Raw genomic sequence first — 26991 nt, forward strand, 5'->3', positions numbered from 1 at the left:
TTCGTTGTGTTGCGGTGTCATTTCCAGGCGTTGAGGAATTCGACGAGCCGGGCCAGGCCGGTCGCGAGTTTTTCAGGTGGAATTCCATAGGACAGGCGCAGGCCGGCGGGGTCGCCGAACGCGGTGCCCGACACAGCTGCGACGCCAGCTTCGGCAAGCAGACCCGTCACGATATCGTCGGCTGTCGTTGAGGCGCCGTCTTCCGCTCCCGGTCGCAGCAGATGGGAAAGGTCGAGATAGAAATAAAAGCCCCCTTGCGCCCTGGCGACCGGGACACGCGTCAACGAAGAAAGCACGTCGAGACCGACCCGTCTGGCGCTTGTCAGGCGTGAACGCAGCTTGCCTTCATAGTCCGAGCCACCCCTTTGCAAATGGGCGAGCACCGCGTGCTGGGCAATTACGTTTGGATTCGAAGTGGTGTGCGATTGCAGGGCCTTGACGGCATTGATCACCCCTTTTGGACCCGCCAGATAACCGATGCGCCAGCCGGTCAATGCTAGCGATTTGCTGAAGGAGTTGACGATCAGCGCGCGTGCTCGAATTTCGGGAGCGACCGAGACGATCGGATGGTGGGTATGACCCCCATGCACGAAGTCACCATAGCACTCGTCGAAAATGATCCACAGGTTGCGGCTGACCGCCAATTCAGCGATGGCCATCAGAGTCTCAACATCGTAGACCGCACCGGCCGGATTGCTGGGCGTGTTGACGACGATCGCCCGCGTGCGTTCGGTGACCGCCTCCTTGATGTGTTCGGGGCGCGGGACGTAACCGTTGGACTTGGTGTCGACGAAGACCGGTGTGCCGCCGGCGATTAGCACCTGGGCCGGAAACGTTGTCCAGTAGGGCGCCGGGATGATGACCTCGTCGCCCGGATTTAGCAGCACCATTGCGGCATTGAACAAGGCCTGCTTCGCTCCGGACGTCACGGCAACTTCCTCGGCCTTCCAGATCTGTCCGGTATCGAGGGAGATCTTCCGCGCCAGTGCCTCGCGCAACTCCACCATGCCAACGCTATCAGTGTAGCGATTGACGCCCTTATTGATGGCGTCGATCGCGCCGTCGCGAATCGTGGGTGCAAGCTCGCTCCAGATCTCGCCGGCGGTCAGATCGATGATCTCCTTGCCAGCATCGGCCGCCGCTTTTGCGGCAGCGCGCGCCGCGGCGGTACCCGATGTACCGAACAGATTTGTCCGATGCGCAAGCATGTGCGCTCCTGTTTTCGTTTTGCTTTTCAAAAGACGGGCTGGGCCTGCTACCGCACGCTGGTCGCCGTCTGCGGCAGATATTTCTCTTCCGCCGCTGAGAGTTCCTGGTAGTTGAGGAGATCGAAGAGTTCGTCGAGCGTCGCCACCTCGTCCTCGATACCGGCGATACTTTCTTCGCGGAGGATGCGGTCGCAGACCTGGCGCATGGCCGAGATCGCCGCGCGCATGTTATGGTTCGCCCATATGACCGTGGAGATTCCGGCCGCCCGATACGCGGAGACCGGTGTGCGGTAATATTTCGTAGGCACGATCACGACCGGAAGGTGGTTCTGCCAGGCGCGCGTGAAGGCGAAAATCTGCTCAGCGTTGGACTTGCGGGAATGAATCAGAATAGCATCGGCGCCGGCCTCAGCGTAGGCTTGTGCTCGCGCCAGCGCCTCATCCTCTCCGCGGCCGGCGATGAGCGCCTCGATCCGGGCGACCAGAACGAACTCCGCATCCGGCACTTGGTCCTTCACCGCCTTAAGCCGGCCGCAGAACTCGGGAATATCGGCCAACGGGTGCCGATCACCGATGAACGAGTTCATTTTCGGGAACGCCGTGTCCTCGAGACATATGCCGCTCGCGCCATGTTGGCGCAGCTTGCGGGCGACCAAACGGGCATTGTTGAAGTTCCCGAACCCGCTGTCCCCGTCGACGAGGACTGGAATGTCCACCGTGTCGGAAATTCGCTCAACGACATCGACGAGTTGGGACCAGGAAGCTTCGTTCGCATCTCGATATCCGAGACTGGATGAAATCGAGAGGCCGGACGCCCAGAGCGCCTTGAAGCCAGCGCGCTCGGCAATCGCCGCCGAAAGGCCGTCATGAGCCTCCATTGCGAAGGCGAGTTCACTGGACGCGATCATTCGGCGCAAGCTCTCTCGCGTCTGCGCACCAGACTGCCTCTCCACCATGCGGTCTCACCTCCACCAACGCTATCCAGCCGACAAGCCTGTCATCGCTGCCGCACGAAGTACTTTCAGTGACGCACGCTCTGCCCGCCGATTGGCGATCCGCCACTGTCGTGCACCCATACAGAATCAATGAAGCAAGGCGCGTGCCGAATTGGCGAACCACCTGCGCCGCACCAGTTCTCCATACCGGCGCGCCAGGTCCCCTCTCGACCATTTGTCGGGCTTCCGACATCCTCGTCCAACTTCGGACACAAGAAGGGTCGCGGGAGTGGCTATTCGTCTACGCCATGGCGGCCGTTCCGGGCTGCCGATCAACGGTCTCAAGCGAGATGGCCAGGGAGCGGAAGACCGGCGGTCCGTGCAGGCAAGGACGGACGACGTTGGTCTTCGATCCCGGCAATCGCCAGTCGGCTTGATTATTTACCCATGCCTCATGGACGAAGTGTCGAGCATCGGCATACGAGATTTCAACACCCCCAGGGGCCCGCCCCAAGCTTCAAGCCTTGACCTAACCAAGCGACTTGTTGATCGCTGGAATGATCTTGTCTCCCCAGAGCTCAATCTGGCGTAGCATCGTCTTTTGGTCGAAATCTCCCAATTGGGTCTGAATTGCGATCTGGTCCGGCTTCAGGATACTTATCTCTTCCAGCAGGCGATCGATGACGCGACTTACGCTGCCGATCGGCAGGTTCTGGCGCATGGTCTCGAACGACAGATCCTGCTTCGTCGGTGTTTCCTGCAGCAGATAGCCGTCCCGGCTCTGCTGGCGGCGCTGATGAAGTGCTTCAGATAGCCGGCGCTGGAAGCGGGCGTTGTCGAGATAGCTGTCGAACTCCGCCTGATCGTCGCTGGCATAGCAGCAGCGCAGAAGCCCTACCTTGGCGGCAGTGACATCCTTACCCCGCGAGGCCGCTGCTGCCTCGATGGTCTCACGCAGCGTTCTCAAGTTTTCCAAGCCGTTGTGGAACGCCGTGACGAAAAGATTGTGGCCCTCACGATAGGCCCGGCACATGCTTCGCGCGGACCCGCAGGCGATCCAGATCGGTGGGGCTGGCCTTTGGATGGTGCGCAGCGAAATCGCCGTTAAAGGTATTTTCTCATACTGGCCATTGTGCTCGAAGACCTTCTGGTTAAGGCCCTTGAGAAGGATATCCAGGTATTCCGCAAACACGGCCGGCGCCTGATCGACATCGACGCCGAAGCGCTCGAACTCGAACTGCTGGTATCCCGAGCCGACGCCGAGTTCGAGGCGGCCGTTCGAAACGATATCGGCAAAGCCGATCTCGGAGAGCAGGCGCTGCGGTTGATATAGCGGCAGCACACACACACCGGTGCCAAGGCGAATGGTGCTCGTAAGGCCAGCACAGTGCGCCACCATCATCAAGGGCGAGGGAACCAGGCTGTAATTGTTGAAGTGGTGCTCGGCGAACCAAGCGGTGTTGAAGCCAGCCTGCTCCGAAGCGATTGTCTGTTCTATGGAATTACCGATGACGCTGTCGCACGATTGATGATAGCCTCGCTGGGCCGCCAAGATGAACGTCGCGAATTCCATGGCGTGTCCCTCGTTTACACAAAGTGGCCAATCAAGCCTTCGACTTGTGCCGATTGCGGGTGGGCCGCGGTATCGATCCGGCCTGGCGGCGACGTAGTCGACGATCTTGCGCAAAGCCGCTTATCGTTCGGCGGCCGCAGGCAAGCGCCAAAACCTGGCTAGTGATTCGACCCTGATGACGAGTTTTCCGTCACCGATGAAGACGATCACTTGGCAAGCCGTGCTTGGCACGTGCCTTGCAGCCGCAGTCTCAATCCTCGAACCTCGTCGGCTTCGACGAACCGCAACCGGTCGCCGGCGAACATTCGGTTGGATTTTCTTGATCGGTTGGCTGGGCGTTTCGCGCGTCAGCCAACGAGGTCAAGCCGCCGTCCACGTAGAGGGTCGAGCCGTTTACGTATGAGGCATCAGGCGAGGCCAGAAAGAACACTGCCTCGGCGACGTCTTCGGGCTCTCCCATCCGCCCCATCGGGATGCGCCGTTTGATCGCTACGGAATCGATGCAGCCGGACTCGATCAGCTGAGCAATGTCAGGCGTACGGATATAGCCAAGAGCGACGGTGGCCGTTCGGATGCCGACCGACCCGAGTTCGGCCGCCATGCACCGGGTCAGAATGTTCATACCCGCCCTGGACGCCCCATAGGCATGGCGCGGCACGAAGGGCAGGAAACTATTGATCGATCCAAGATTGAGGATTACGCCGCCGGCGTCCATCGACTTGATCGCCTCGCGCGCGCAGGTGAAGGTGCCGGTGAGATTGACGTCCAGTACCCGCTCGATCTGTCGCGGGATTTCGATCCCTCGCACAAACGTATCGGCAATAGCAGCACAGTTGACGAGGATCTCGATGCGACCGAAGCGCCCCCGTATTTCCTCGAACAGGGCCACCACCTCGCTCTCGACCGCCAAGTCGGCGGATTTCGCCACGTGCCTGCCGCCCAGCAAACCAGCGAGTTCTGCCGCCCCAGCACCATCTTTATCAGCAATCACGACTGTGTCGGAGTTCGCGGCAAAGCGGCGAACGACGGCGGCGCCTATACCGTTCGCGCCGCCCGTCACGACCACTGTGCGCGCGCCAGTTCGTTCGGCCGGCCGGAAGAGTTCGGCTCGAGGCGTCTCGTCGACCGGCGGGTGCGCGTCGCCCGGCTGGTTGAACGACATCCAACCGCCGTCGACCGTCAGCACCGATCCTGTGATGTAGCCCGTCTGTGCGCTGGCCAAAAAACGCACGGCCCGAGCGATCTCGTCGGGGCGCGCCATTCGCCCCATGGGCACGCGGCGGCGCACGGCCGCGAGGTCCATCTTGCCCGCACGTTCCAGTTCCGCCACCATCGGCGTGCGCACGTATCCTGGCGCTACCGCCGTTACGCGGATGCCGCGCGAGGCCCACTCGCATGCAAGCGATCTCGTGAGAGCGATCAAGCCTGCCTTCGAGCTGGCATAGGCGTTGCGCTTGGGATTGCCGAGCACGCCCGCCAGCGAAGCGACGTTGACAATGGCAGCGCCGGGCTGCATGCGGCTCGCCGCTTCGCCGGCCATGATGAAAGGCCCGATCAGATTTGTTGCCAGCACGCGTCGGAAGGCCTCGAAACCGGTGTCGATAGTCGCAGCCATGGCGGGTCCTATCGCCGCGTTGTTGACGAGAACATCGATTTTCGCGAACTGCGCTTCGATGTGGCCGTATAGGGCGACAATGTCCTCTTCTCGTGAGACATCGCATTCGAGGCCCAGATGCGGATGGCCGAGACCGCCGGCCAGTTCAAGAACGCCGCTGCCAGGAAGGTCCACCGCAACGACGATGTCTCCATCGGCGGCAACGATCTCGACCAGCGCACGGCCGATTCCGCCTGCCGCTCCCGTTATGATGACGACCCGTCCTGCCTGCTTCATATGAACCTCTCCGCAGCCAGCGTCAGAGATATCGACGCGAGTCAGCCGCAAGACCGGTCGCGGACGTCCTGGTGACGGCGAGTTTCCATACCGGGTAGACGTGTTGCGTTCCGCGACCGCTCCCGCGACGCGGCTCCGCAATTGGGAGCCTTGGAAAGCATTGTGGTGACATGCATGGCATTTTCATTTTGATGACGAGCTGCGGCGCTTCCTGAGCGCGTAAACCGGGTCATTGGGATGCGCTGCTCCGATCGGTTGCCGCAAGCCGAACCGTTCTGCCTCGGGGACCGCTGGTGGGGTCTGCTCTTCGATCCAATCGTAAACGACGGTCCGTTCGGCGATGCGCCACGCCCCTTCCCTCTTCTGAAAAAGATCGCAGTAACGGCCGCAGAGAAGCACCTGGCGTGCTTCTCCGTCATTGTCTGGTCCGCGTTGCAGCGCGGTGAAATAGCTTTCGACCACTGCCTCCGGCGGGTCGATGAATTCGATCAAGACGTTCGTGATCTGGTGGATTAAGCGCGGTCCGGTTTTGAAGAGACCAAGCGCAAACTCAAAGAAGCCCTCGGCTGAGCCGCGATAGGCACCGTGATTGTCATGCGCATCGGGCCAATATGCACTGCGCAGCGCAGCCTCATCCGCGCGGTCTATGCCGCGGCAGTACCGATAAAGGCAGTCGCGGATCGCCTCGCGGTCGCGCAGTTCGGTGATTTTTGCCTGGCCCATCGCTCTGTCGCAAATTTGAGATTGGAAGAGGCGTTTCGTGCCTCTAGGTGCGTGCAAGGTCGAACCGATCGGCAACTGAAGAAGCCAGAACGGAGACGAACTTCACGTGTTGCGTGCGTGTCATTGAGGTCTCGACGCCGGAGAGAAGGTAGGCAGGGAAGCGGCCGGACATCTTGCTTTGCGGTGTGGGGCCACGTCTCGTCGATTCCACCTAAGCTTCCCCAGTTCTTGGTTGCATGGCGGCTGGTCCGAACCGCGCTGCCGATGTGCGATCGACTTCCAGCGCACGTTCGGGGCAGGATCGCGCGCCTTGTGACGCAAGCAGTTGCTCCCCCTCCGCAACCTGAATGTCACCGGGCAGGATGTAGCCATCGTCATCAAGCTTGAAGATGTCCGGCGCTTGCGCCCAGCATCGCGCGTGACCCTGGCATTTGGCATTGTGGACGATAATGCGCATAGCGCTGCCTCCATTGTCTTGGCATGGCTCGGCGATGGTCATGACCAGTCCAAGATCAGATTTTCGATCCCGAACACATGGCCGCCACAGGTGATGGGCGCTGTACCCTCCTTGATCCGGAAGGTCGGTATGCGCGCCAGCCACTCCTCCAGGCCAATGACAATCTCGCGCCGGGCAAGGTGTGAGCCAAGGCAACGGTGGGGACCATAGCCAAAGGCGGCGTGGCGGTTGTGCTCTCGCGCCAGATCGACCGTGTTGGGGGATTCGAATTCCTCCGGGTCGCGATTTGCAATCATCGTGGCGCACGAAACATAGTCTCCCTTTCGGATCGGCGCGCCTTCGAAGTCGATATCTTTCGTAGCCACGCGGATCAACTGAATGGGCGGATAGGCCCGCAGCAACTCTTCGGTTGCGAGCAGGATGCGGTCCGGTTCGCTGCGCAGCAGTTCCTGATCCTTGAGGTTGCGCGCTAGATAAGCCAGGTCAAAGCCAATAGCTGCTGCGACAGTGTCAAGTCCCGCGACGAACACAAGCACGCCGATGCCACGGATCTCCCCGTCGGTTAGCCGGCGGCCTTCGATCTGTGCCTGCACGATGAAGGTCATGAGATCGTCGACCGGATCCTTGCGGCGATTGGTTGCAAGTTCATCGATGAAAGCCACAATCTTGCGGGCAGCCACAGGTCGTTCCACATCGTCGCCGTGGAGCAGATCTTTCGCCCAGCCGACAAATGTATCGAGTCCCTGATCCGGCAACCCCAGAAAGCGAAGGAAGATGCTGACAGTGAACGGAAAGGCAAAATCCTTCATGACGTCGCAGCTCGTGGCCGATGCGGTGATCCGGTCGATCAGGGCTATCGCTCGCTCACGGACAGCCGGTTCCAGTGCCGTCACCCGCTTGGGCGAAAGCAGCGGACTGAGCAGTGAGCGAAATGCGCCATGGGCCGGTGGATCGAGCTCAAGCGGGATCGTCGGCCAGGTTTCGCCCAGTATGGAGGAGAAGATGCTGCGATGGCTGGAAAAAGTTTCAGTGTCCTGCAGCACCTTACGCTGGTCTGCGGCGCGGGTGATGACCCAGGTGCCCCGGCCATCTTGCGTGTTGTAGGGGGAATAGAAGATCGGAGGCCCGTCATGGGCGCAAGCGACGGCTGCGTGTGGATCCCCGTTGGGCGTTGGTGGCATGCCTGGCGATGTGAACAGGCTGAAGTCTCTCACCATTTCGGGCGGGACATGATCTGGAACCGGGTTGATCGCCATTGCATTTCTCCTGCCGTCTAACCACTAACCAGGCCGCGCACCATGGCATCTTGGCCATCCAGCAAGCTTGTTGCCCTCTTGGCCAGACCGCTGCCTGTCCGCCAAAGAGCCGACGAGCGAAATCGTCGGAGACGCGGCGTTTTCCAGCTTCGAACGGCGAACCGGAATGAAGCTCTTGCTCCACAGCGGTTCGGGGTCGATCATCTCTTCGAGGATATCCGCAGCGCGGCACGCGAAAGACCGGCTGGCCGCCGAAGTGCTCGCCGGTCTCCTCAAGCGCCGGCGAGAGGACAGGAGCAAGCACATTCTGGTCGAACCGTATCTGCAGGTCGATCGGTGGCCATTGGCCGGTGCCGGGCGGTTGTGACGGTGACGCCAGTCACGCCGGTCGATATTGCATTCCGCGGGCAATGCCCGTTTCGGATAGAAACTGAACTGACGCTGACCTGACATGTCGTCTTCCTTCATTGCATTGAGCACTCACGAATGGACGCCAGTCGGTATCTCCTGCCGTCTCACATGAGAGCTTCAAAAGTCGTGCCAACGGCGCGGAAAGAGCCCTGCAGGAGATTTTCTACATATCATTCAACAGCTTGAACGAATGCGCAGCCGCAAGCCTGGCGGAGCAAAGCCGTGTCCCGGACATGACAAACCCGACGGCAAAGTCGCGGCAGCTTCAAAATGCTCCGAGAGCACAAGGCGGTCTTCCCGTCACTTCAGGACCGTGCCCGCCTCACGCAAGCGCAGTTCAGGAAGATGGGCATGGCCAGCTTGCTAATGGACGTGCTGGCTTTTTTGTACCCGTTGTCGATTTCGAAGCGGTCTCGCGGGCGTCGGTAGGGCGAAGCGCGTGGGCCTGTCAGCCGTCTCAATCCTGAGAACGGAGGCCATAGGGACCCTCGTCAGGTTAACCCCGATCGACTCCTGTCCCTCGTTCCGAGTTTGAGCCCAGATTTTCGCTTCGAATACGAGCCACGTGTTCGCCGACCCGGCGACCCGGCGACCCTCCGGTCCGACTTCCGACATTTTTGTCCAGCTTCGGACAAAGAGGGGGCGCGGCTTGATACGCATAAACGGGATCTCCTCTGCCCAGAGCTCACGATCAGATGATTATGGGCGCGCTCGCTCTCGGCGAAGGCACGGTCTTGGCCGCTCAAGGCAAAGAGTGTCGCTGCAAAAAACAGTGTGAACCCCCAGCCTAAAATCAAATGGCACGGCGCTTGCGTCGTACTCGGCAGAACCCATCACAAGGTGGCCAGGAGTAAGACCATTGCTGACATCGCGACGCCCCGTACAAGCGCGTAGTGAAACCGTTCTCGTGCCGCCACAAATCGAGAACGCCCGTGCTCGCGAGCGGTTTTGCCATGGCTGATCCAAGGTCGACGCAAAACGCGCGGCGCTCGACCGAATTGCCGGCCGCGGTCGATGCCGTGTCAGTTTCAACCGAAAAAGCAGCGCACCAGTTTTCCTCCAGGAGCACATTGATGACGGTCAAAAAAAAGGTTCCTTTTGTCACCTTTCGCACGCGTGTTCGCGATGAGTCCATCGAGGGGCCAAACCCGTACCGCTGGGAAGACAAGACATCCGACGACTATTTCAGCGGCAAGCGCATCATCCTGTTCTCGCTGCCCGGTGCCTTCACCCCGACCTGCTCGACCTTGCAGTTGCCCGATTTCGAAATGCTCTACGACGAGTTCGAGAAGGAGGGAATTGACGCGATCTACTGCGTTTCCGTCAACGATGCGTTCGTCATGAATGCGTGGGGCAAGGCCCTGGGGCTGAAGAAAGTCCAGCTCATACCAGACGGCTCGGGCGAATTCACCCGCAAGATGGGCATGCTGGTTGCCAAGGACAATCTCGGCTTCGGCATGCGCTCCTGGCGCTACGCTGCCGTGATCAACAATGGCGTAGTGGAGCAGTGCTTCGAGGAGAACGGTTTCTGCGACAACAGCGAGGCCGACCCCTATGGCGTATCGTCGCCGCAGAACGTCCTTGAAACGCTGAGAGCCGCCAAAGCCGTGACGGCTGCATGATCTAGACGAGTCAACGTCTCGAAAATCCCCTTGCACAAGGCGAAGGGTCGCTCGGTAGGAGTTTCACGCTAACCATGGAGTCCTCAGCAAGCCTGCTTCAGCGTCAGAAGCAATCGTTGGTTTTGACGCCGCAAATGATGGAATCCATTCGCCTGTTGCAACTGGCGCATCCCGAACTGCATCAGTTCGTCGAGCAGGAAATCGAGAAGAACCCCTTTCTGGAACGGGCATCAAACCGGGCGCCGAAGGACATTCCGTCGATTTCGGCCGGGAAGCCGCGCATCGGGCCGACCACGGGCGGAATATCGGATCAGGCCTCGCAGTGGAAATCAATCCGCGGCAAAAACAATGTCCAACCGGGGGGAAACCATGCGTTCGAAGATACCTGGACGTCCATCGAAACATTGCACGACCATGTCGCTCGTCAGATCGCTCTCAGCGCATTCGCGCCGCTGGAGCGGCGAATAGCTGGCGAGCTTGCCGGTCATCTGGAAGACACCGGATACCTTCCGGTGAACCTTGCGGAACTGGCCCGCAGCCTGAATGTCCGGGAGGCTGTTGTGGAACGGGTTCTCGGAACCTTGCAGCAGTTCGATCCACCGGGTATTTTTGCGCGAACTCTCAGCGAATGCCTTGAGATACAATTGCGGCAGCTAGACAGATTCGACCCGGCAATGGCAGCGCTGGTCGCCAATCTTGAAGCGCTGGCGCGACGCGATTTTCAATCATTGAAGCGCCATTGCGGTGTCGATGAAGACGACCTTCTCGACATGTTGCACGAAATCCGCGCGCTCGATCCCAAGCCTGGAAATCGATTCCAATCCGGAGGGCCTGAATCGATCATTCCCGACGTCTTGGTCCAGCCCTCTCCCGGAGGTGGGTGGCAAATCGAACTCAATCCAGACACGCTGCCCAGGCTGCTGATGAACCAAAACTATTTTGCCCAGGTCTCCCGCCTAAGCGCCCAAAATTCGAAAGACCAGTCATTTCTCAACGAATGCCTCCAAAACGCGAACTGGCTAATCCGCAGCCTTGATCAGCGCGCCAAGACGATCCTCAAGGTAGCGGCTGAAATCATCCGCCAGCAGGACGCCTTTTTTGAACATGGGGTCGCCCACCTGCGGCCTCTCAATCTCAGGACTGTCGCGGATGCGATCAACGTGCACCAGTCGACGGTAAGCCGGGTAACGTCGAACAAGTACATGCTGACCCCGCGCGGCGTGTTCGAACTGAAGTATTTTTTCACTGTCGCGATCGGCTCCTCCGAAGGCGGCGACGCGTACTCCGCCGAAGCTGTGCGCCATCAAATCAAGGCGATGGTTGCCGTGGAATTGCCCGACGAAGTGCTTTCCGACGACGACATCGCCACGCGGCTCAAGGAAACCGGGATCGACATTGCTCGCCGCACCGTTGCGAAATATCGTGAGGCGCTGAACATCCCGTCCTCCGCGCGACGTCGCCGGGAAAAGCGCGTGCGGCTTCGATGCCAATCAAGCCCGGACGGCGGCGGCGACGAAAGCAGCTCTTAATCCAAAGCGAACCCGTTCTTGATCCGTGCCAAATGGCTTTCGCCTTCCTCCGGGCCAAAACAGCTTTCGAAATCGCCGCATTCCTGACAACTGGGCGCGGTGCATAGCGAAAAGCCTTCAGCCTCGCAGAGCTTACGATAGAAATACTTCTTCCATTTCATGTTTTTGGTGTTGCCGGCCGCCAGCGCCGGGAAATGCCTGGCCATTAAGCGGCTGAGTTCGGCCCGATTGAAAAGGCCAAGGTCCTGCCACAGATGGTCATTGCGCAAACTGCGCCTGGCGATGATCTTGGCGAAGAGGGTGCTCGCCGGATCGCCTGGTCTGGCATGCCCAATAAGCAAGCCGCGCAGAAGCCCTTCCTCCATATCCGGCTCGGGATCGGTCAGCTTTTCCAGCGCGAAGGCGTTGACGGGAACAGCCGGGAAATAGCGTGTCATGACATCTCGCAGGTCGGCACGCGAAAGGCCGGTTGCTTCGGTCGCGGTCGCCTTGCCGGCCTCGACCTCCTCGAACGCGAGGTAGAAAACACAGGCAAGCACATGCCGGTCGAACGCCGCCGCCTGGTCTGTCGGCGGCCATTGGCTGGTGCTGAAACAGCCACGGTGATGGGCGAATGTGGCGCCGTTCTGCTGGTCTTGTCCCCAGCTCATGCAGCAAGCTTGTCGGCCGCAAGGTGGGTCTGGCAGTTCTTCGGGCAGACGCGGCCGCAGGCGCCGCAGCCGATGCAGCGGCCGGCATGGTCGACGATCATGACCATGCGGTTGAGCTCGCCGTCGAAGTCGTCGTCCTCGCCCGCGCAGATGCCGAGGATTTCGCCTGCGTCATCGACGCCATGAAGGTGCATGACCTCGCGCGAGCAGACCTTGAAGCAGCGGCCGCAGCCGATGCAGGTCGCGCCATCGATCGCCGTCAGATAGTGCGGCGTCCAGGGAGAGCCGTCGCGGGTGACGAAAGCGCCCGTCATTGTGAATTCTCCAACGCTGCGAGTTCTTCCTTTGCCGCATCCAACTCGGCAAAAACCTCGAAGGCTTTCCAGGCGACCGCCTCGATCTCGGTCCAGTTGACCGGAAGGTCCTCGGCAAGGTCGTGCAATTCCATCTTGGCGGCTCCCGCGCGCGACTGCAGCTTGCGGACCTTCTTCTGCAACAGCGCAAGGTCTGACATGATCCCCTTCCTCGCAAGCCGGTCGTTACGCCCGCGCCATGTCGGGACGCGCTTCGATGGCCACGACCGCATCGCCGGCGCGCCGGCCTCGGCGGGTTTCCGGAACGTCTCGAAGCCGAGCCGGTGATGCCGATGGTAGGCGAGACGCTGCAGCCAGCTTATGCAATCCCGCGCGGCGAGACGCAGGTCCGTATCCTGCACCTCGAGTTCGGCATAAGAGCGGTTGAGCGCAGACGACAATCAAGATCTTGTTCCCGACGTCGACGCGGGCGGTGAGCGCATATTGTGAGGGTGTCGATTTGGCGACACCCATATGCCAGAGAAGGCGGATCTCGCGTGGACCCGGCGCGTTGCTTTCCTTCGCTCCATTGATCGCATCAACCAGGATCTAAATGATCGCGCGGCGGCCGCCGCCTCAGGAGGAAGCCCCAAGCGCCGTGCCGGGAACGCAGGACGCAGCTCATAAAAAATTGTCTTCATCCCATTCATTGGTTTGCTCAAGAGCGCGTCAGGAAGACAGGCCGGCACCAAGCGTGTCGTGGATTGGACAAACCCGACGACAGGTTGGGGCCGCCCGTTCAGGAACGGCCCGACAGGATTGCTGGGGAGGCAAGCTGAATTCACGCCGCGTTCAACCGTGTTGCACATTGGTCTCATCCCACCCCTTTGTCAGTTCCAAGGCCTGCCGCTCGAACAGGCGGCGGTAGATGCCGTCGCGACGGATCAGCGCGTCATGGTCGCCCTGCTCGGTGATGCAACCACGGTCGAAGACAAGCAGCCGGTCGAGTGCCCGCACCGTCGAGAGCCGGTGCGCAATGACGAGCGTGGTGCGCCCGACCATGAGCCGCTCCATCGCCTTCTGGATCAGCACCTCCGATTCCGAGTCGAGGCTTGATGTCGCCTCGTCCAGAATGAGGATCGGGGCATCGGCGAGGAAGGCGCGCGCTATCGCCACACGCTGGCGCTCGCCGCCTGAGAGCTTCACGCCGCGTTCGCCGACCAGCGTACCGTAGCCGTTCGGCAGGCGCGCAATGAAGTCATGCGCGCTGGCGAGCCGCGCCGCCTGCTCGACATCGGACCGAGAAGCACCCGGCCGCCCATAGGCTATGTTCTCGGCCAGCGAGCGGTGGAACAGGAGGGGCTCCTGCTGTACGATCGCGATCTGCGAGCGTAGCGAACCCTGCGTCACCCGCGAAATGTCCTGCCCATCGATCAAGATTCGTCCAGCATCCAGGTCGTAAAGCCGCTGGATGAGCTTGACGAAGGTGGTCTTGCCGGAGCCAGAGGGGCCGACCAGACCGACCCGCGCGCCGGCCTCAATCGAAATCGACAAGTCGCTGTAAAAGGGCGACCAATGATTGCCGTAGTGGAAGTGGACGCTCTCAAAATCGATGTGACCCTTCGTGATCCGGATCGGCTTGGCGCCCGGATCATCGGCCACGTCGGGCGGCTGGCTGTAGGTTTGGACCAGTTCCTCCATCTCATTTACAGAGCGCTGGATGTTGCGCACGTGTATGGAAACATCACGCAAGTAGCCATATAGGACGGTGAAAGAGGCGAGCACCAAGGCGATGTCACCTGGGGTAGTCTGGCCGCGCGACCACAAAAATAAGGCATAGCCAATCAAAGCCGCTCTCATCGCAAGAAGCATGATCCCCTGGAATGCAGCACTGACCGTCCCGCGCACCCAGGTCCGGAGGGTGCGGTGCCGCCACTTGGAGATGACTTTCGCAAGGCGATGATCTTCCCGCACCTCGGCGCCGAAGCCTTTGACCACCGCGTTACAGCTGATCGCGTCCGCAAGCGAGCCGCCAAGCCTCGTATCCCAGTTGTTGGCGAGGTTTGCGGCTGGCGCCACATAGCCGAGCGACAGGATAATGATCAGCGCCACATAGCCAACCGAGCCGCAAGCGATGATCAGCCCCATCATCGGCCAATACCAGCCGAGCAGAACGCTCGACCCCACGAGCATGATAAGCGACGGGAACAAGGCAAGAAGGATCGTGTCGTTAAGGAGGCAGAACGCCCACATGCCGCGCGTGATCTTGCGCACCGTAGAGCCGGCGAAGGTTTTCGCATGCCAATCGGTCGAAAAGCGCTGGACGCGATGGAACGCGTCGCTGGCGATGTCCGACATCATCTTCAGAATGAAGTCATTGACGGCAATGAAGGCGATGTTGCGCATGACGACGGCGCCGAGTGCGAGCGCGATCAACATTGAAAAGGCCGCAAGAGCCGCATCCCACACGACGGCGTCGGCTGCCGCTCCTTGGGCGACCGCGTTTACGAGCCGTCCGGAATAGAGCGGCGTCAGAACGTCAAGGAGCGTTGCCACCAGCACCGCGATCATAATGATCGCGAGCCGGACCGGCTGCTTGCTCCAGTGGCGCATGGTGAAGGCGAAAACGTCGCGAAAGGCGGCGCCGCGTAGATCGATGTGAAAACGCCGCGTGGCTTTGTACGAGCGCAGCAGGCCGCTCGGTCTCAAGAAACCCGAAATGGAAGGTCTGCGTGAGGACGAAAACATCGCTCGGAATGCGGGTGGCTGATCTGGACCTGACATGTTGCTTTCTTTCCTTCGTTCCATCGATCGCGATGTCACCCGCGAGATGAATATCGGCCGCGGGCACGCGCTGCCCTACGAGGAGAGAACCGCAAAAGCCGCGCCAAAGGCTCAGAAAGAAGCTCAGAAGAATTTTCTGCATATTCTACAATGACAAACGAGATCTCAGCAGGGCAACGGGGGCGTAACAGTGCCGTGTCGCGCACGCGACAAACCCGACAGGACGCCTCGGTCGCGCGGGCATCCTTGGCGAACGGCCCGACAGGATTGCTCCTCACGCGAGGCGGAATCTACGCCCGCCCGATTCAACGGCGTTCCGCGTTGAACAATTCCCGCCGATGTCGGACATGCGACATAGCAGTGTTAGAGCCATCATGTTGTTTTGAAATGATTCCCTTCTTTGGCACGGTCCATGCGTAGCTGTTCGCGAACGCGTCCGGCCTGAAGGAGAGACAGTCCATGATCAAGCGCACCGAAAACGCCGTGGCCTAAAGACCGCGCTTGCCGGGGGCCGAGCCGGCGCAACGCTGGCGCACCAAGGTCGAGGCGGGTTGCCGCGCCGGCGCCAAGAAGCGCGCAGGCCGAATGTGGCGGCGGCAACTCCTTCGGCTAACCATCATCATCATCATCATCATCATGACAGACCGGGCGTGCGCCTTGTGTGATTGCGCTCAGCAGAAGGATCACATCCATGAGACCTGTTTATCTGGACAACAACGCAACGACACGGGTCGATCCTGAAGTCGTTCAAGCAGTGCTGCCGTTTTTTACCGACCAATTCGGCAACCCTTCGTCGAGCCACGATTTTGGCGCTTCCGCCGGGGCGGCGGTGAGAAAGGCGCGCCTGCGGGTGCAAACGCTGATCGGAGCGGAGTTCGAGGACGAGATCACCTTCACCTCGGGCGGGACGGAAAGCGACAACGCCGCGATCCTTTCTGCGCTCGAGGTGATGCCTGAGCGCACAGAGATCGTGACTTCCGCAGTCGAGCATTCGGCCGTGCTGACGCTTTGCGCCCACCTTGAGAAGACGCGCGGCATCAAGGTGCATAGGATCCCGGTGGATCGCCACGGCCGGCTCGACCTCGACACTTATAAGGCCGCCCTCACCCCGCGCGTGGCGATCGTCTCGATCATGTCGGCGAACAACGAGACCGGAACGATCTTCCCGGTGGTCGAGCTTGCTGAGTTGGCCAAGGAAGTCGGCGCCCTTTTTCATACCGACGCGGTGCAAGCGGTCGGCAAGCTTGCGATCGACTTGAAATCGACGGCAATCGATATGCTGTCTCTCTCCGGTCATAAATTACACGGACCGAAAGGGGTCGGCGCACTTTATGTAAAACGCGGCGTGCGCTTCTGTCCGCTGATCAAGGGGGGAGGCCAGGAGGGCAACCGCCGCGCCGGCACGGAGAATACGCCAGGCATCGTCGGTCTCGGCGTGGCAGCCGATCTTGCCTTGAAATTCATGGACGACGCGAACACACGGGTAAAGGCGTTGCGCGACCGCCTGGAGAAGGAACTTCTCCAGCGCATCCCACACGCCTTCGTCGCCGGCGATTTGCTAAAGCGGTTGCCGAACACCGCAAACATCGCCTTTGGAGATATCGAAGGTGAGGGCATACTGCATTTCCTTAATCGCGAGGGCATCGCCTGCTCCTCCGGCTCTGCTTGCGCCTGCGGCTCGCTGGAGCCGAGCCACGTCTTGGTGGCGATGAACATCCCCAATAGCGCGGCACACGGGGCAATCCGTTTCTCCTTTTCGCGCAACAACGGCGAGGAGGACGTCGACCGCGTGCTCGAGGTCATGCCCGGGATCGTTAAGAAGCTGCGTGAGCTTTCCCCATCTGCCAGCCAGGCGAGAGGACTTCAATCAGCTCCAGGCCTGGGCGACAAGGCAAACCCGACCACCGTTTCCGGCCCAGGAGAATGCAATGCGCAGTTGTTTCGCTGAAAGCCGCGCCATCGATGTCACCGACATCCTCGCCCGGCTGAAGAGCCTGTCGGCTGCGGAGGAGTTCTTCGCAGCCCTTGGCATCTCTTATGATCCGAAGGTGCTCAATGTCTCACGGCTGCATATCCTGAAGCGCATGGGCCAATATCTCGCTGAAGAGGATTTCGCCGGCCTTCCCGACGGGGTGATCGCCGCGCGGGCGCGTGCGACGTTGGAACGCGCTTATGAGGATTTCGCGACATCCTCGCCACTCACCCAACGGGTCTTCAAGGTGCTCAAAGAGCACGATCCCGACAAACCGGCCACTCGGGACCACACCTTTGTCCCGTTCGAGTCGATCCTGAGGCGGTTCGGGACAGAATAACGCGACACGAGTGCGACGCGACAATGTCGAAAAGCCGACAAACCCGGTCATCACGACGGCACCTTCGGAAGAAAACAACCCATGTCAAAAGGAACAGAGCAACGCAAAATGGTTGGCACGAATGATGCTGCGAAGGAGATGAACGCCAGGGCCGCTTGCGGATTGGAGCCGAGAAAGACGCAATGCACATTGTAATCTGTATCAAGCAGGTGCCGGACTCCGCGCAGATACGTGTCCACCCGGTGACGAACACGATCATGCGCCAGGGCGTGCCGACCATCATCAACCCTTACGACCTGTTCGCCCTCGAAGAGGCACTGAAATTGCGCGGCGCCCATGGCGGCGAGGTCACCGTGCTTACGATGGGTCCGCCGATGGCAGAAGATGCGCTGCGCAAGGCGCTCACCTATGGCGCCGACCGAGCGGTACTCTTGACCGACCGCTGTTTTGCCGGCTCCGACACGCTGGCGACCTCCTTCGCGCTTTCTCGGGCAATCGTGAGAATTGCCGAGACCTTCGGCGCGCCGGACATCGTCTTCGCCGGCAAGCAGACGATTGACGGCGATACCGCCCAGGTCGGGCCCGGCATCGCCAAGCGCCTCGGCCTCCTGCAGTTCACCTATGTGGCGAAGATCGACTCTATCGATGTCGATGCGCGCGAGATCACCGTCAAGCGCCGTTCGGAAGGCGGTACGCAGATGCTGAAAAGCAGGCTGCCTTGCCTCATCACAATGCTGGAAGGCACCAACGAAATCCGCAGGGGCTCGCTCGACGACGCCATGCGCGCCGCGCGCAGCCAGATCGTGAAATGGAGCGCGGCCGAAGCTGGCATTGAGGACCTCAACAAATGCGGCCTGCGCGGCTCGCCGACGGTCGTCAAGCGCGTTTTCGCCCCAACCACGAAGGCGGAAAAGGCGACGCAGATCGACATGACCGACAAGACGCAGCACGACCTCGCTGACGAACTGATCGCCGCAATCTTTACCCGCCAGCCAGCGCTGGAACACGAACTCGCCTTCGACGGCGGCCAGTGACGGGACGGCAAGGAGAGATGATGTCGAACGCGAACCGCGAAGCCCCTCCTTCCGCCGGCCGTGCCGGCATCAAGAGGGAATTGCCTGAGCACTTTAGGGACTATCGGCACGTCTGGGTTTTCATCGAACTGGAACGCGGCGAGGTCCATCCCGTGTCCTTCGAACTGCTTGGCGAAGGCCGCAAGCTCGCCGACAAGCTAGGCATCCAGCTTGCGGGGATCGTGCTCGGACCGCCGGGCGAGGCCACGCAGCATGCCGTTGCCGAGGCCTTTGCTTACGGCGCCGACCTTGTCTACCTCGTCGAGGCACCGCTGCTTGCCGACTATCGCAACGAGCCTTTCACCAAGGCGATGACGGATCTGGTCAATACCCACAAACCGGAGATCCTGCTTCTCGGTGCGACCACGCTCGGCAGGGATCTCGCTGGCTCAGTAGCGACGACCTTGCTGACAGGGCTCACTGCCGACTGTACCGAACTCGATGTAGATGTCGACGGTTCGCTCGCCGCGACCCGTCCGACTTTCGGCGGTTCCTTGCTATGCACGATCTATACGCTCAACTACCGGCCGCAGATGGCCACGGTACGACCGAGGGTTATGGCCATGCCACCGCGGACGGACAAGCCGGTCGGGCGTGTCATCCGGCACAAGCTGTCAATGACCGAGGAAGAGATCATCACTAAAGTCCTTGGCTTCAACCTCGATCGCCAATCGGCAAAGGCAAATCTCGCCTACGCCGACATCGTGGTTGCCGGAGGCCTCGGTCTCGGCTCAGCGGAGAATTTGCAGCTTGTGAAGAATCTAGCGCGGGCAATCGGCGCCGAATATGGCTGTTCGCGCCCGTTGGTCCAGAAGGGCTGGATGCCTGCCGATCGGCAGGTTGGCCAAACTGGCAAGACCATCCGGCCAAAGCTTTACATAGCGGCCGGGATTTCCGGCGCCATTCAGCATCGGGTTGGCGTGGAGGGGGCTGATTTGATCGTGGCCATCAACACCGACCCGAACGCCCCGATCTTCGAATTTGCCCATCTCGGCATCGTCACCGACGCAATCCGTTTCCTGCCGGCATTGACGGAAGCTTTCACCCGGCGGCTGTCGCCGCACAGCCACGACAAGCTTGCGAGCTAAAGGGAGAGGGCCATGATCGAGCAAGAATTCGACGCCATCGTCGTCGGGGCCGGTATGTCCGGAAACGCGGCCGCCTACACCATGGCAAGCCAGGGCCTGACGGTGCTGCAGTTGGAGCGCGGCGAGTATCCGGGCTCCAAGAATGTCCAGGGCGCCATCATGTACGCCGACATGTTGGAGCAAATCATTCCGGATTTCCGGGATGATGCGCCTCTCGAGCGGCATCTGGTCGAGCAGCGATTCTGGGTGATGGACGACACCTCCCACACCGGGATGCAGTATCGATCGGACGATTTCAACGAGGCGAAGCCCAATCGCTACACGATCATCCGCGCCCAATTCGACAAGTGGTTTTCGCGCAAGGTGCGCCAAGCCGGCGCGACGGTGCTGTGCGAGACGACGGTGACCGAACTTGTCCGCAGTGCCAGCGGCAAGGTGATCGGCGTGCGCACCGACCGGGCTGGCGGGCCGATCTACGCGGACGTCGTCGTGCTCGCAGAAGGTGTCAACGGGCTGCTCGGTACACGGGCCGGCCTGCGCAAGATGCCGAAGCCAGAAAGCGTGGCGCTCGCTGTCAAGGAAATGCATTTTCTACCCGATGAGGTCATTGAGCAGCGGTTCGGCCTCCAGGGCGACGAAGGCTGCGTGATCGAAGCGGCGGGCACGATTTCCCGCAGCATGGCCGGACTGGCCTTCCTCTACACCAACAAGGAGTCGATCTCTCTCGGCATCGGCTGCCTCGTCTCCGATTTCGCCCAGACAATGGAGAGCCCTTACGTCCTCCTCGACAACTTCAAAAACCATCCTTCGATCCGGCCGCTGATCGCGGGCTCGGAAGTCAAGGAGTATTCCGCGCATCTCATTCCCGAAGGTGGCTACAAGGCAATTCCGCAGCTCTTCGGCGACGGCTGGGTGGCGGTCGGTGATGCCGCCCAACTGAACAACGCTATCCACCGCGAGGGTTCGAACCTCGCCATGACTTCCGGCCGCATCGCGGGCGAGGCAATCATTGAGATCAAGGGCCGCAACCAGCCGATGATCAGGAGGAACCTCGCCCTCTACAAGACCATGCTGGACAAGTCCTTCGTAGTCAAAGACCTGATGAAATATAAGGACATGCCGGCCCTGATACACACCAATTCCCGCAATTTCTTCATGACATACCCGCAGTTGATGTCGCAGGCCGCGCAGAACTTCATGCGGGTCGACGGCACCCCGAAAATCGAGAAGGAAAAGGCGACCACTGCTGCCTTCATCAAGGCGCGTTCGCGCTGGGGGCTGATCAGCGATGTGGTCCGCCTGGCACTCGCGTGGCGCTGAAGGAGAAACAGGATGACGATGGCCGTGACGAAGTTACGAGTCGAGGAGAAGCTTTATCAGAACCGCTATCTGGTCGATCCGGGCCGCCCGCATATCAAAGTGCGACCGCACGAGAGGCCGAGCGCGAACCTGCTCGCGCTGACACACATCTGCCCGGCCAAGTGCTATGAGTTGAACGACAAGGGACAGGTGGAGACCACTTCCGACGGCTGCATGGAATGCGGCACCTGTCGCGTGTTGTGCGAGGCCAACGGTGAGATCGTATGGAATTACCCGCGCGGCGGCTTTGGCGTACTCTTCAAGTTTGGATGACTGGCGCAAAGAGCGAGAACGAGAGGCTCGCAATTGCGGTCAAGACCGCCAATATTGTTCACAATTGCCGAAAAGCTGAAAATACTATGTTTCTGGAACTCGAAGTACAAAAAAGGGGTTGGGAGGAGCACCTTGGACAACCCTTGAGGTGTTTGCATGGCTCACATGCTTCCAGATCAGGTCGGTGAAATTGTATCTCGGAACACTCCGCCTGAACCTGCGGTCGAAGCGGCGCGCAATGCGGACAGCTTGCTCAGGGGAATCTACGAGATATCGAAGATTCTGACTGCCCCGACCCGGCTGGAGATTACGCTTGCCAATGTCGCGAATATCCTCTCCTCGTTTGTGCAAATGCGTGATGGCGCAATCGTCGTCCTGGACGCTGAAGGAGAGCCGCAGATTAGCGCAACTACCGGCGGTGCTGTGCCTAAGTCAGCCGCCGGCAGCGTCATACCCCAGGCTGTAATAGACAAAATCGTCGCTACTGGAGTTCCGATCGTCATACAAGACACAAGCACGTCCGAGCTATTTCAGGCTGATCCTCAATCGAGCAGCGGCACGGTCGCAACTGCGTTTATCGGTGTCCCGCTAAAGGCTGAGGAAAAGATCTTCGGGACGCTGTCGATCGACCGCGTCAGGAACGGTACCACCAGGTTCCGCTACGAGGAGGACTTACGTTTCCTGGCCATGGTCGCCAATCTGGTCGGCCGGACCATCCGCCTGCATCGCACTTTGAGCACGGCTGGTCAGCGACTTATCGAGAAGCAACCGAGACCAGAGCAGTCGCTCGACGAGGACAGGACCCATTCGGCCCGACATCCGCATGTCAAGATCGACGGAATCATAGGAGAAAGTCCCGCGCTCAAGCAAGTGCTGGAGATCGTCTCGGTCGTGGCCAGGACCAATTCCACCGTGCTTCTTCGAGGCGAAAGCGGTACCGGCAAGGAGTTCTTTGCACAGGCCATCCATAAGCTTTCACATCGGAGGGAGAAATCCTTCGTCAAATTGAACTGCGCGGCACTGCCCGAAAGCGTTTTGGAATCGGAGCTCTTTGGCCACGAGAAGGGCGCCTTCACCGGGGCTATCCTGCAGCGCGCTGGCCGGTTCGAATTGGCAAATGGCGGAACCCTGCTGCTTGATGAAATCGGCGAGATTTCGCCTGCCTTTCAAGCCAAGCTGTTGCGCGTCTTGCAGGAAGGAGAACTGGAGCGAGTGGGCGGCACCAGGACCCTAAAAGTTGACGTGCGGCTCATATGCGCCACCAACAAGGACCTCGAGACGGCTGTCCGGAATGGAGAGTTCAGGGCCGACCTTTATTACCGCATCAATGTGGTGCCAATAGTCCTGCCTCCCCTCAGAGAACGACCGGGCGATATTCCACGCCTTGCGAACGCTCTCCTCGACCGATTCAACAAGGAGAACCATCGCGATCTTGGCTTCACGCCGTCGGCGCTTGACCTGATGTCGCAATGCTATTTCCCTGGCAACGTGCGTGAGTTGGAGAATTGTGTGAGACGGACGGCCACACTTGCGCGTTCAACGACAATAACTGCGTCGGATTTCGCCTGCAAGAACAGCCAGTGCCTGTCTTCGCTTCTGTGGAAAGGAGTCGACCGTTCGCACGGCGCCTATGCCGTCGACGAGTTCGCACGTGGCAATATGATGCCGGTTGGATCGCCGCTGCCTGCCATGCGAGTCGGCCCCTCACAGAATGAGGCATCGCCCGGCGAGACCTGCGACCCCCACCATCCCGTTTGCCCTGCAATGAACCCGCGTCTGACGGAACGCGACCGGCTGATTGATGCGATGGAGAAAGCCGGCTGGGTTCAGGCCAAGGCGGCTCGTGTTCTTGGTCTCACGCCGCGGCAGGTCGGCTATGCTTTGCGCCGGCATCGTATCGGAGTGAAGAAGTTCTAAACGTCCCTGATGACATCAAACGTGGGGGCGCGCTTGCTGCCCGCACCGGGCGTAACTGAGACAAGACGTCACTTTTCGCATTGCTTTTGACCGTTGTCGGCGACCTGACAAAACCGTGTCGCAGGAAACGGACACAATTGGACACAAAAGGCCGACGTAAAAGCCAACATGACGGATAAGACCGCTTTTGGGGTTGGCATATCTCTTGCGCTCTGAAGTGCGATGTTCACATCACGCACGGAGCCGCTCCATGTCCGCACCGATGATTTCGCTACAGGGCCTTTCCGGCACGACAGTCTTCGATCAGTCGCCGGCGAGAGCGAAATCCGGTGGCTGCGCATCTTCATCCTGCGGCTCCTCCGCGAAGCCGCACGAGATGGACTCGGCCGTCTGGGAGAAGATCAAGGATCATCCCTGCTTTTCAGAGGAAGCGCACCACTATTTCGCGCGCATGCATGTGGCGGTCGCCCCAGCCTGCAATATTCAATGCAACTACTGCAATCGCAAATTTGACTGCGCCAACGAAAGCCGGCCTGGGGTCGTTTCGGAAAGGCTGACGCCCGACCAGGCGCTGCGCAAGGTGATCGGGGTTGCCAACGAAGTGCCGCAGCTTTCCGTGCTTGGCATCGCCGGACCGGGCGATGCCTGTTACGACTGGAAGAACACAAAGGCGACATTCCAACGGGTCGCCAAGGAAATCGCCGACATCAAGCTGTGCATCTCAACCAACGGGCTCGCGCTGCCAGACCGCGTCGCCGAGCTTGCCGAAATGAATGTCGATCACGTGACGATCACCATCAACATGGTCGACCCGCGGATCGGTGCCAAGATCTATCCGTGGATCTTCTATGACAACCGCCGTTATACCGGCGTTGAGGCAGCCACGATCCTGCACGAACGACAGATGTCGGGGCTGGAGATGCTGACGGCGCGCGGCATCCTCACCAAGATCAATTCGGTAATGATCCCCGGCGTAAACGATGAGCACCTGATCGAGGTGAATAAATGGGTCAAGGAGCGCGGCGCGTTCCTGCACAATGTCATGCCGCTGATTTCCGACCCGGCGCACGGTACGCATTACGGCCTGAGTGGGCAGCGCGGCCCCAAGGCAATGGAGCTGAAGGCCCTTCAGGATCGTCTCGAAGGCGGCGCCAAGTTGATGCGCCACTGCCGGCAGTGCCGGGCCGATGCTGTCGGCCTGCTCGGCGAGGATCGTGGCCAGGAATTCACGCTCGACCGGCTTCCCGACAAGGTCACGTACGACGCCAGCAAGCGCGAGACATATCGGGCAGTGGTCGCGCGCGAGCGGGGCGATCGCCTGGCGGCCAAGAGCGAGGCGCTCGGGATGGTCAAGACCGCAGGCTCCGGCAAATCGCTTCTGGTAGCGGTGGCGACCAAGGGTGGCGGCCGCATCAACGAGCATTTCGGCCATGCGAAGGAATTCCAGGTTTATGAGGCCTCTCCGAAAGGGATCAGTTTCGTCGGTCATCGCAAGGTCGAACAGTATTGCCTCGGCGGCCGGGCCGAGGACAAGAGGCTCGACGGCGTCATCTCTACGCTCGAAGGCGTAGACATCGTGCTGTGCGCGAGAATTGGAAATTGCCCCGAGGATCGTCTCAAGGAAGGTGGGATCCGAGCAACAGACGCTTACGGGTATGACTACATCGAGACCGCGATCGGCGCGCTTTACGCCGCCGAGTTTGGGAGTGAGCCACTGGCTGCGACGGCCTGAGCCGCCTCATTCTAACCGAACCGGAGTTGAAAATGGCCTTTAAGATCATCGCTTCCCAATGCACCCAGTGCGGTGCCTGTGAGTTTGAATGCCCTTCGGGCGCGATTAAGTTCAAGGGCGAGATCTACGTGATCGATCCGAAAAAGTGCACCGAATGCGAGGGGACCTTCGAAACGCAGCAATGCGCCTCGGTATGTCCGGTGTCGAAGACTTGCGTCCCTGCCTGACCTCCATTTCGGCTACCGACACGGTCGAGGCGCCTCCGCAGGACTATTGACCTCCTGTTGGAAAGCTGCAGCCGAGAGAAAGGAACGGCCATGAGCCTCGGACGCGAACAGGACATCGAAATCCGTACACCCCCGCGATTCATGCCGGGTGAGCGGGTCCGCGCCACACGCCACATAAAAAATGACGGCACCTATCCGGGCAAGGAGATCGGTGAAAATCTGGTGCGCAAAGGCGACGAGGGCTATGTGCGCGACATCGGCACCTTTCTCCAGCAGTTCTACATCTATGCGGTCGAATGGGTCGATCGCGGCACCGTCGTCGGCATGCGTGCGCGTGAACTCATGAGCCTTGAGACGGCCCGGACTCCTTCCAGTGCCGAAATCGGTGCTGGCTTTAACAAAGGAACGGCCCGATGAGGGTAATGATCCGCAGGACCGGTGCTGGCTTGTCGGCATATATTCCCAAAAAGGATCTCGAAGAGCCGATCATCAAGGTCGACAACGAACACTTATGGGGCGGGGCTGTGACGCTGAAGAACGGCTGGCGGTTAGTTCTGCCCGACCTTCCGTGGGACACGCCTTTGCCGATTACCGTCGAGGCAAGGAAGATTTCCGGCGAGGACTGACCTTCGGGTTGACACAAAGAGAGCGGCAAAGGGATACGAGCATGAACACAATGACCTCGGGCCATCTCGTCGTCATTCGGGACAGTTTTGCCGAAAGGCAGCTTGACCTTTTGAAGAAAGCGCTCGCGGCCGATCAGGTCATTCCCTATCTCGGCCCGGGTCTGCTTGAGATCCGCTCCGCGGGACCGCCCGTACCGCATACCCCCGAAGCCGTTGCCGCAGCGCTCAACAAGCGCACGCCAGCCCCTTCGAAGATTCGCACCAACATGTGGTCGGTAGCGCAGTATATCGAACAGCGCCGGCACCGCCGGACGCTTCAAGCTTGGATGGCCGAAATATTCGCGGCCCCGGTGGTGCCGACCATCTTGCATGCCTGGCTTGCAACGCTGCCGCTCTCCGTGATCGTCGACAGCTGGTACGACGGTGCCATGCGCGCGGCTCTAATACAGACCCGCCGAACGGACGTCGTCGAAATACAGGGCGTAACACGGGCGCACGAGATCGGTGACATTTGGACGAAAGCCTACGATTTGTCCGGGATATTACTCGAATCCGCACCAGCGGCGAAGACGGTTCTCTACGCCCCTCACGGCGGTGCCAGGCCGGCCGCAAACTTCCTCGTCGCAGATTCCGACTACGTTGAAGTGCTGAGCGAAATCGACATCCAGACGCCGATCCCTGACCTGGTGAAGGAACGGCGAGCCAGCCGTGGTCTTTTCTTCATCGGCTGCCGCTTCAACGATCAGATGCTGCGCACCTATGCCCGGCAGATCATGAAGCGCTCCAATGGCCCACATTTTGCGGCAATCGATACAGCGACGCTGACCAAGAACGAGCGTCGTTTCCTTGCGGCAAGCGCAATCACGGTCATTGACATGCCGACGGGTCAGGCCGCAGCCCGTCTCGTCGGACTGGGCGAGACATTGCATGAAGCCAAACGGGGTATCGTTTGAGCCATTCTCAGACGCCTCAACATTGCCGAAAAGGTAAAACGGGCAATTGACTTCCGGGTTTTTCAACAACTCCGAGAGGCGCTCTGAAAAGCTACGACG

The 26991-nt window shown here is 60.2% G+C and carries 27 protein-coding genes; 16 read left to right on the forward strand and 11 right to left on the reverse strand.

Translation table 11 applies throughout. The annotated features are described in order from the left end of the window. Positions 1-17: 17 nt before the first annotated feature. The 7 genes from LB557_RS26060 to LB557_RS26090 all read right to left on the reverse strand — a co-directional run bounded on the left by LB557_RS26060 (position 18) and on the right by LB557_RS26090 (position 8043). Entirely contained in the window at positions 18-1208 is a 1191-nt protein-coding gene (locus LB557_RS26060; protein WP_006333830.1) for an aminotransferase class I/II-fold pyridoxal phosphate-dependent enzyme, read from the reverse strand. A 47-nt stretch (positions 1209-1255) separates the two neighbouring features. Next, entirely contained in the window at positions 1256-2164 is a 909-nt protein-coding gene (gene aepX, locus LB557_RS26065; protein ID WP_027033189.1) for a phosphoenolpyruvate mutase, read from the reverse strand. Between the two features lie 508 nt (positions 2165-2672). After that, entirely contained in the window at positions 2673-3716 is a 1044-nt protein-coding gene (locus LB557_RS26070) for an LLM class flavin-dependent oxidoreductase (protein WP_027033188.1), read from the reverse strand. A gap of 250 nt (positions 3717-3966) precedes the next feature. Further along, a complete protein-coding gene (locus LB557_RS26075; RefSeq protein WP_027033187.1) occupies positions 3967-5607 on the reverse strand; it encodes an SDR family oxidoreductase in 1641 nt (546 codons plus the stop codon). Positions 5608-5790: 183 nt separating this feature from the next. Beyond that, positions 5791-6330 carry a nuclear transport factor 2 family protein gene (locus LB557_RS26080; protein WP_027033186.1) on the reverse strand — a complete coding sequence of 180 codons (540 nt, stop codon included), beginning with the start codon at positions 6328-6330 and terminating at the stop codon, positions 5791-5793. Between the two features lie 211 nt (positions 6331-6541). Beyond that, on the reverse strand, positions 6542-6787 hold the full coding sequence (locus LB557_RS26085; protein WP_027033185.1) for a ferredoxin: 246 nt from the start codon (positions 6785-6787) through the stop codon (positions 6542-6544). Positions 6788-6825: 38 nt separating this feature from the next. Then, positions 6826-8043 (reverse strand): cytochrome P450, encoded by a 1218-nt coding sequence (locus LB557_RS26090; RefSeq protein WP_027033184.1) that lies wholly within the window; start codon positions 8041-8043, stop codon positions 6826-6828. Between the two features lie 166 nt (positions 8044-8209). Between LB557_RS26090 and LB557_RS26095 the strand changes: the two genes are divergently transcribed. From LB557_RS26095 to rpoN, 3 genes are all read left to right on the forward strand, one after another. Then, entirely contained in the window at positions 8210-8410 is a 201-nt protein-coding gene (locus tag LB557_RS26095) for a hypothetical protein (RefSeq protein WP_027033183.1), read from the forward strand. 1117 nt (positions 8411-9527) lie between these two features. Further along, positions 9528-10076, forward strand: a complete 549-nt coding sequence (locus tag LB557_RS26100) for a peroxiredoxin (RefSeq protein ID WP_027033182.1) — start codon at positions 9528-9530, stop codon at positions 10074-10076. Positions 10077-10150: 74 nt separating this feature from the next. Beyond that, complete coding sequence (gene rpoN / locus LB557_RS26105; protein WP_051371151.1) at positions 10151-11605, forward strand: RNA polymerase factor sigma-54; 1455 nt, start codon at positions 10151-10153, stop codon at positions 11603-11605. Here the strand turns inward: rpoN and LB557_RS26110 are convergent. The 4 genes from LB557_RS26110 to LB557_RS26125 form a co-directional block, all read right to left on the reverse strand. After that, entirely contained in the window at positions 11602-12255 is a 654-nt protein-coding gene (locus LB557_RS26110) for a nitrogen fixation protein NifQ (RefSeq protein WP_027033181.1), read from the reverse strand. The two genes, rpoN and LB557_RS26110, sit on opposite strands and share 4 nt — an antisense overlap. Beyond that, a complete protein-coding gene (fdxB, locus tag LB557_RS26115) occupies positions 12252-12569 on the reverse strand; it encodes a ferredoxin III, nif-specific (protein ID WP_006333844.1) in 318 nt (105 codons plus the stop codon). Before fdxB ends, LB557_RS26110 begins: the two co-directional genes overlap by 4 nt. Next, a complete protein-coding gene (locus tag LB557_RS26120) occupies positions 12566-12769 on the reverse strand; it encodes a CCE_0567 family metalloprotein (protein ID WP_027033180.1) in 204 nt (67 codons plus the stop codon). Before LB557_RS26120 ends, fdxB begins: the two co-directional genes overlap by 4 nt. A 631-nt stretch (positions 12770-13400) precedes the next feature. Then, positions 13401-15296 (reverse strand): ABC transporter ATP-binding protein, encoded by a 1896-nt coding sequence (locus LB557_RS26125; protein ID WP_161634538.1) that lies wholly within the window; start codon positions 15294-15296, stop codon positions 13401-13403. A 34-nt stretch (positions 15297-15330) separates the two neighbouring features. Here LB557_RS26125 and LB557_RS26130 point away from each other — a divergent pair, with 34 nt between their 5' ends. From LB557_RS26130 to LB557_RS26190, 13 genes are all read left to right on the forward strand, one after another. Beyond that, the gene (locus LB557_RS26130) at positions 15331-15486 is read left to right on the forward strand and encodes a hypothetical protein (RefSeq protein WP_154674715.1); all 156 of its coding nucleotides are present in this window, start codon (positions 15331-15333) and stop codon (positions 15484-15486) included. Between the two features lie 537 nt (positions 15487-16023). Continuing rightward, entirely contained in the window at positions 16024-17280 is a 1257-nt protein-coding gene (gene nifS, locus LB557_RS26135) for a cysteine desulfurase NifS (RefSeq protein WP_027033178.1), read from the forward strand. Next, positions 17261-17644 carry a nitrogenase stabilizing/protective protein NifW gene (nifW, locus tag LB557_RS26140; protein ID WP_006333852.1) on the forward strand — a complete coding sequence of 128 codons (384 nt, stop codon included), beginning with the start codon at positions 17261-17263 and terminating at the stop codon, positions 17642-17644. Before nifS ends, nifW begins: the two co-directional genes overlap by 20 nt. 182 nt (positions 17645-17826) lie before the next feature. Then, positions 17827-18678, forward strand: coding sequence for an electron transfer flavoprotein subunit beta/FixA family protein (locus LB557_RS26145; protein ID WP_027033177.1), 852 nt, complete (start codon positions 17827-17829; stop codon positions 18676-18678). A gap of 20 nt (positions 18679-18698) precedes the next feature. Further along, positions 18699-19805 carry an electron transfer flavoprotein subunit alpha/FixB family protein gene (locus tag LB557_RS26150; protein ID WP_006333854.1) on the forward strand — a complete coding sequence of 369 codons (1107 nt, stop codon included), beginning with the start codon at positions 18699-18701 and terminating at the stop codon, positions 19803-19805. Between the two features lie 12 nt (positions 19806-19817). Continuing rightward, positions 19818-21125: an FAD-dependent oxidoreductase gene (locus LB557_RS26155; RefSeq protein ID WP_027033176.1), complete on the forward strand. Its 1308-nt coding sequence runs from the start codon at positions 19818-19820 to the stop codon at positions 21123-21125. Between the two features lie 12 nt (positions 21126-21137). Continuing rightward, positions 21138-21437, forward strand: coding sequence for a ferredoxin family protein (locus LB557_RS26160; RefSeq protein ID WP_027033175.1), 300 nt, complete (start codon positions 21138-21140; stop codon positions 21435-21437). 156 nt (positions 21438-21593) lie between these two features. Beyond that, entirely contained in the window at positions 21594-23354 is a 1761-nt protein-coding gene (gene nifA / locus LB557_RS26165; RefSeq protein ID WP_027033174.1) for a nif-specific transcriptional activator NifA, read from the forward strand. Positions 23355-23604: 250 nt separating this feature from the next. After that, positions 23605-25086 (forward strand): nitrogenase cofactor biosynthesis protein NifB, encoded by a 1482-nt coding sequence (gene nifB / locus LB557_RS26170; RefSeq protein WP_027033173.1) that lies wholly within the window; start codon positions 23605-23607, stop codon positions 25084-25086. Positions 25087-25118: 32 nt separating this feature from the next. Further along, a complete protein-coding gene (locus LB557_RS26175) occupies positions 25119-25313 on the forward strand; it encodes a 4Fe-4S binding protein (protein ID WP_027033172.1) in 195 nt (64 codons plus the stop codon). A 90-nt stretch (positions 25314-25403) separates the two neighbouring features. After that, positions 25404-25730, forward strand: a complete 327-nt coding sequence (locus tag LB557_RS26180; RefSeq protein WP_006333875.1) for a nitrogen fixation protein NifZ — start codon at positions 25404-25406, stop codon at positions 25728-25730. Further along, on the forward strand, positions 25727-25939 hold the full coding sequence (gene nifT / locus LB557_RS26185) for a putative nitrogen fixation protein NifT (RefSeq protein WP_027033171.1): 213 nt from the start codon (positions 25727-25729) through the stop codon (positions 25937-25939). Before LB557_RS26180 ends, nifT begins: the two co-directional genes overlap by 4 nt. A gap of 41 nt (positions 25940-25980) precedes the next feature. Beyond that, entirely contained in the window at positions 25981-26892 is a 912-nt protein-coding gene (locus LB557_RS26190; RefSeq protein WP_027033170.1) for an SIR2 family NAD-dependent protein deacylase, read from the forward strand. The last annotated feature ends 99 nt before the right edge of the window (positions 26893-26991 follow it).

The organism is Mesorhizobium sp. BR115XR7A (assembly GCF_020165315.1).
In the GTDB taxonomy this organism is placed as follows: Bacteria; Pseudomonadota; Alphaproteobacteria; order Rhizobiales; family Rhizobiaceae; genus Mesorhizobium; species Mesorhizobium australicum.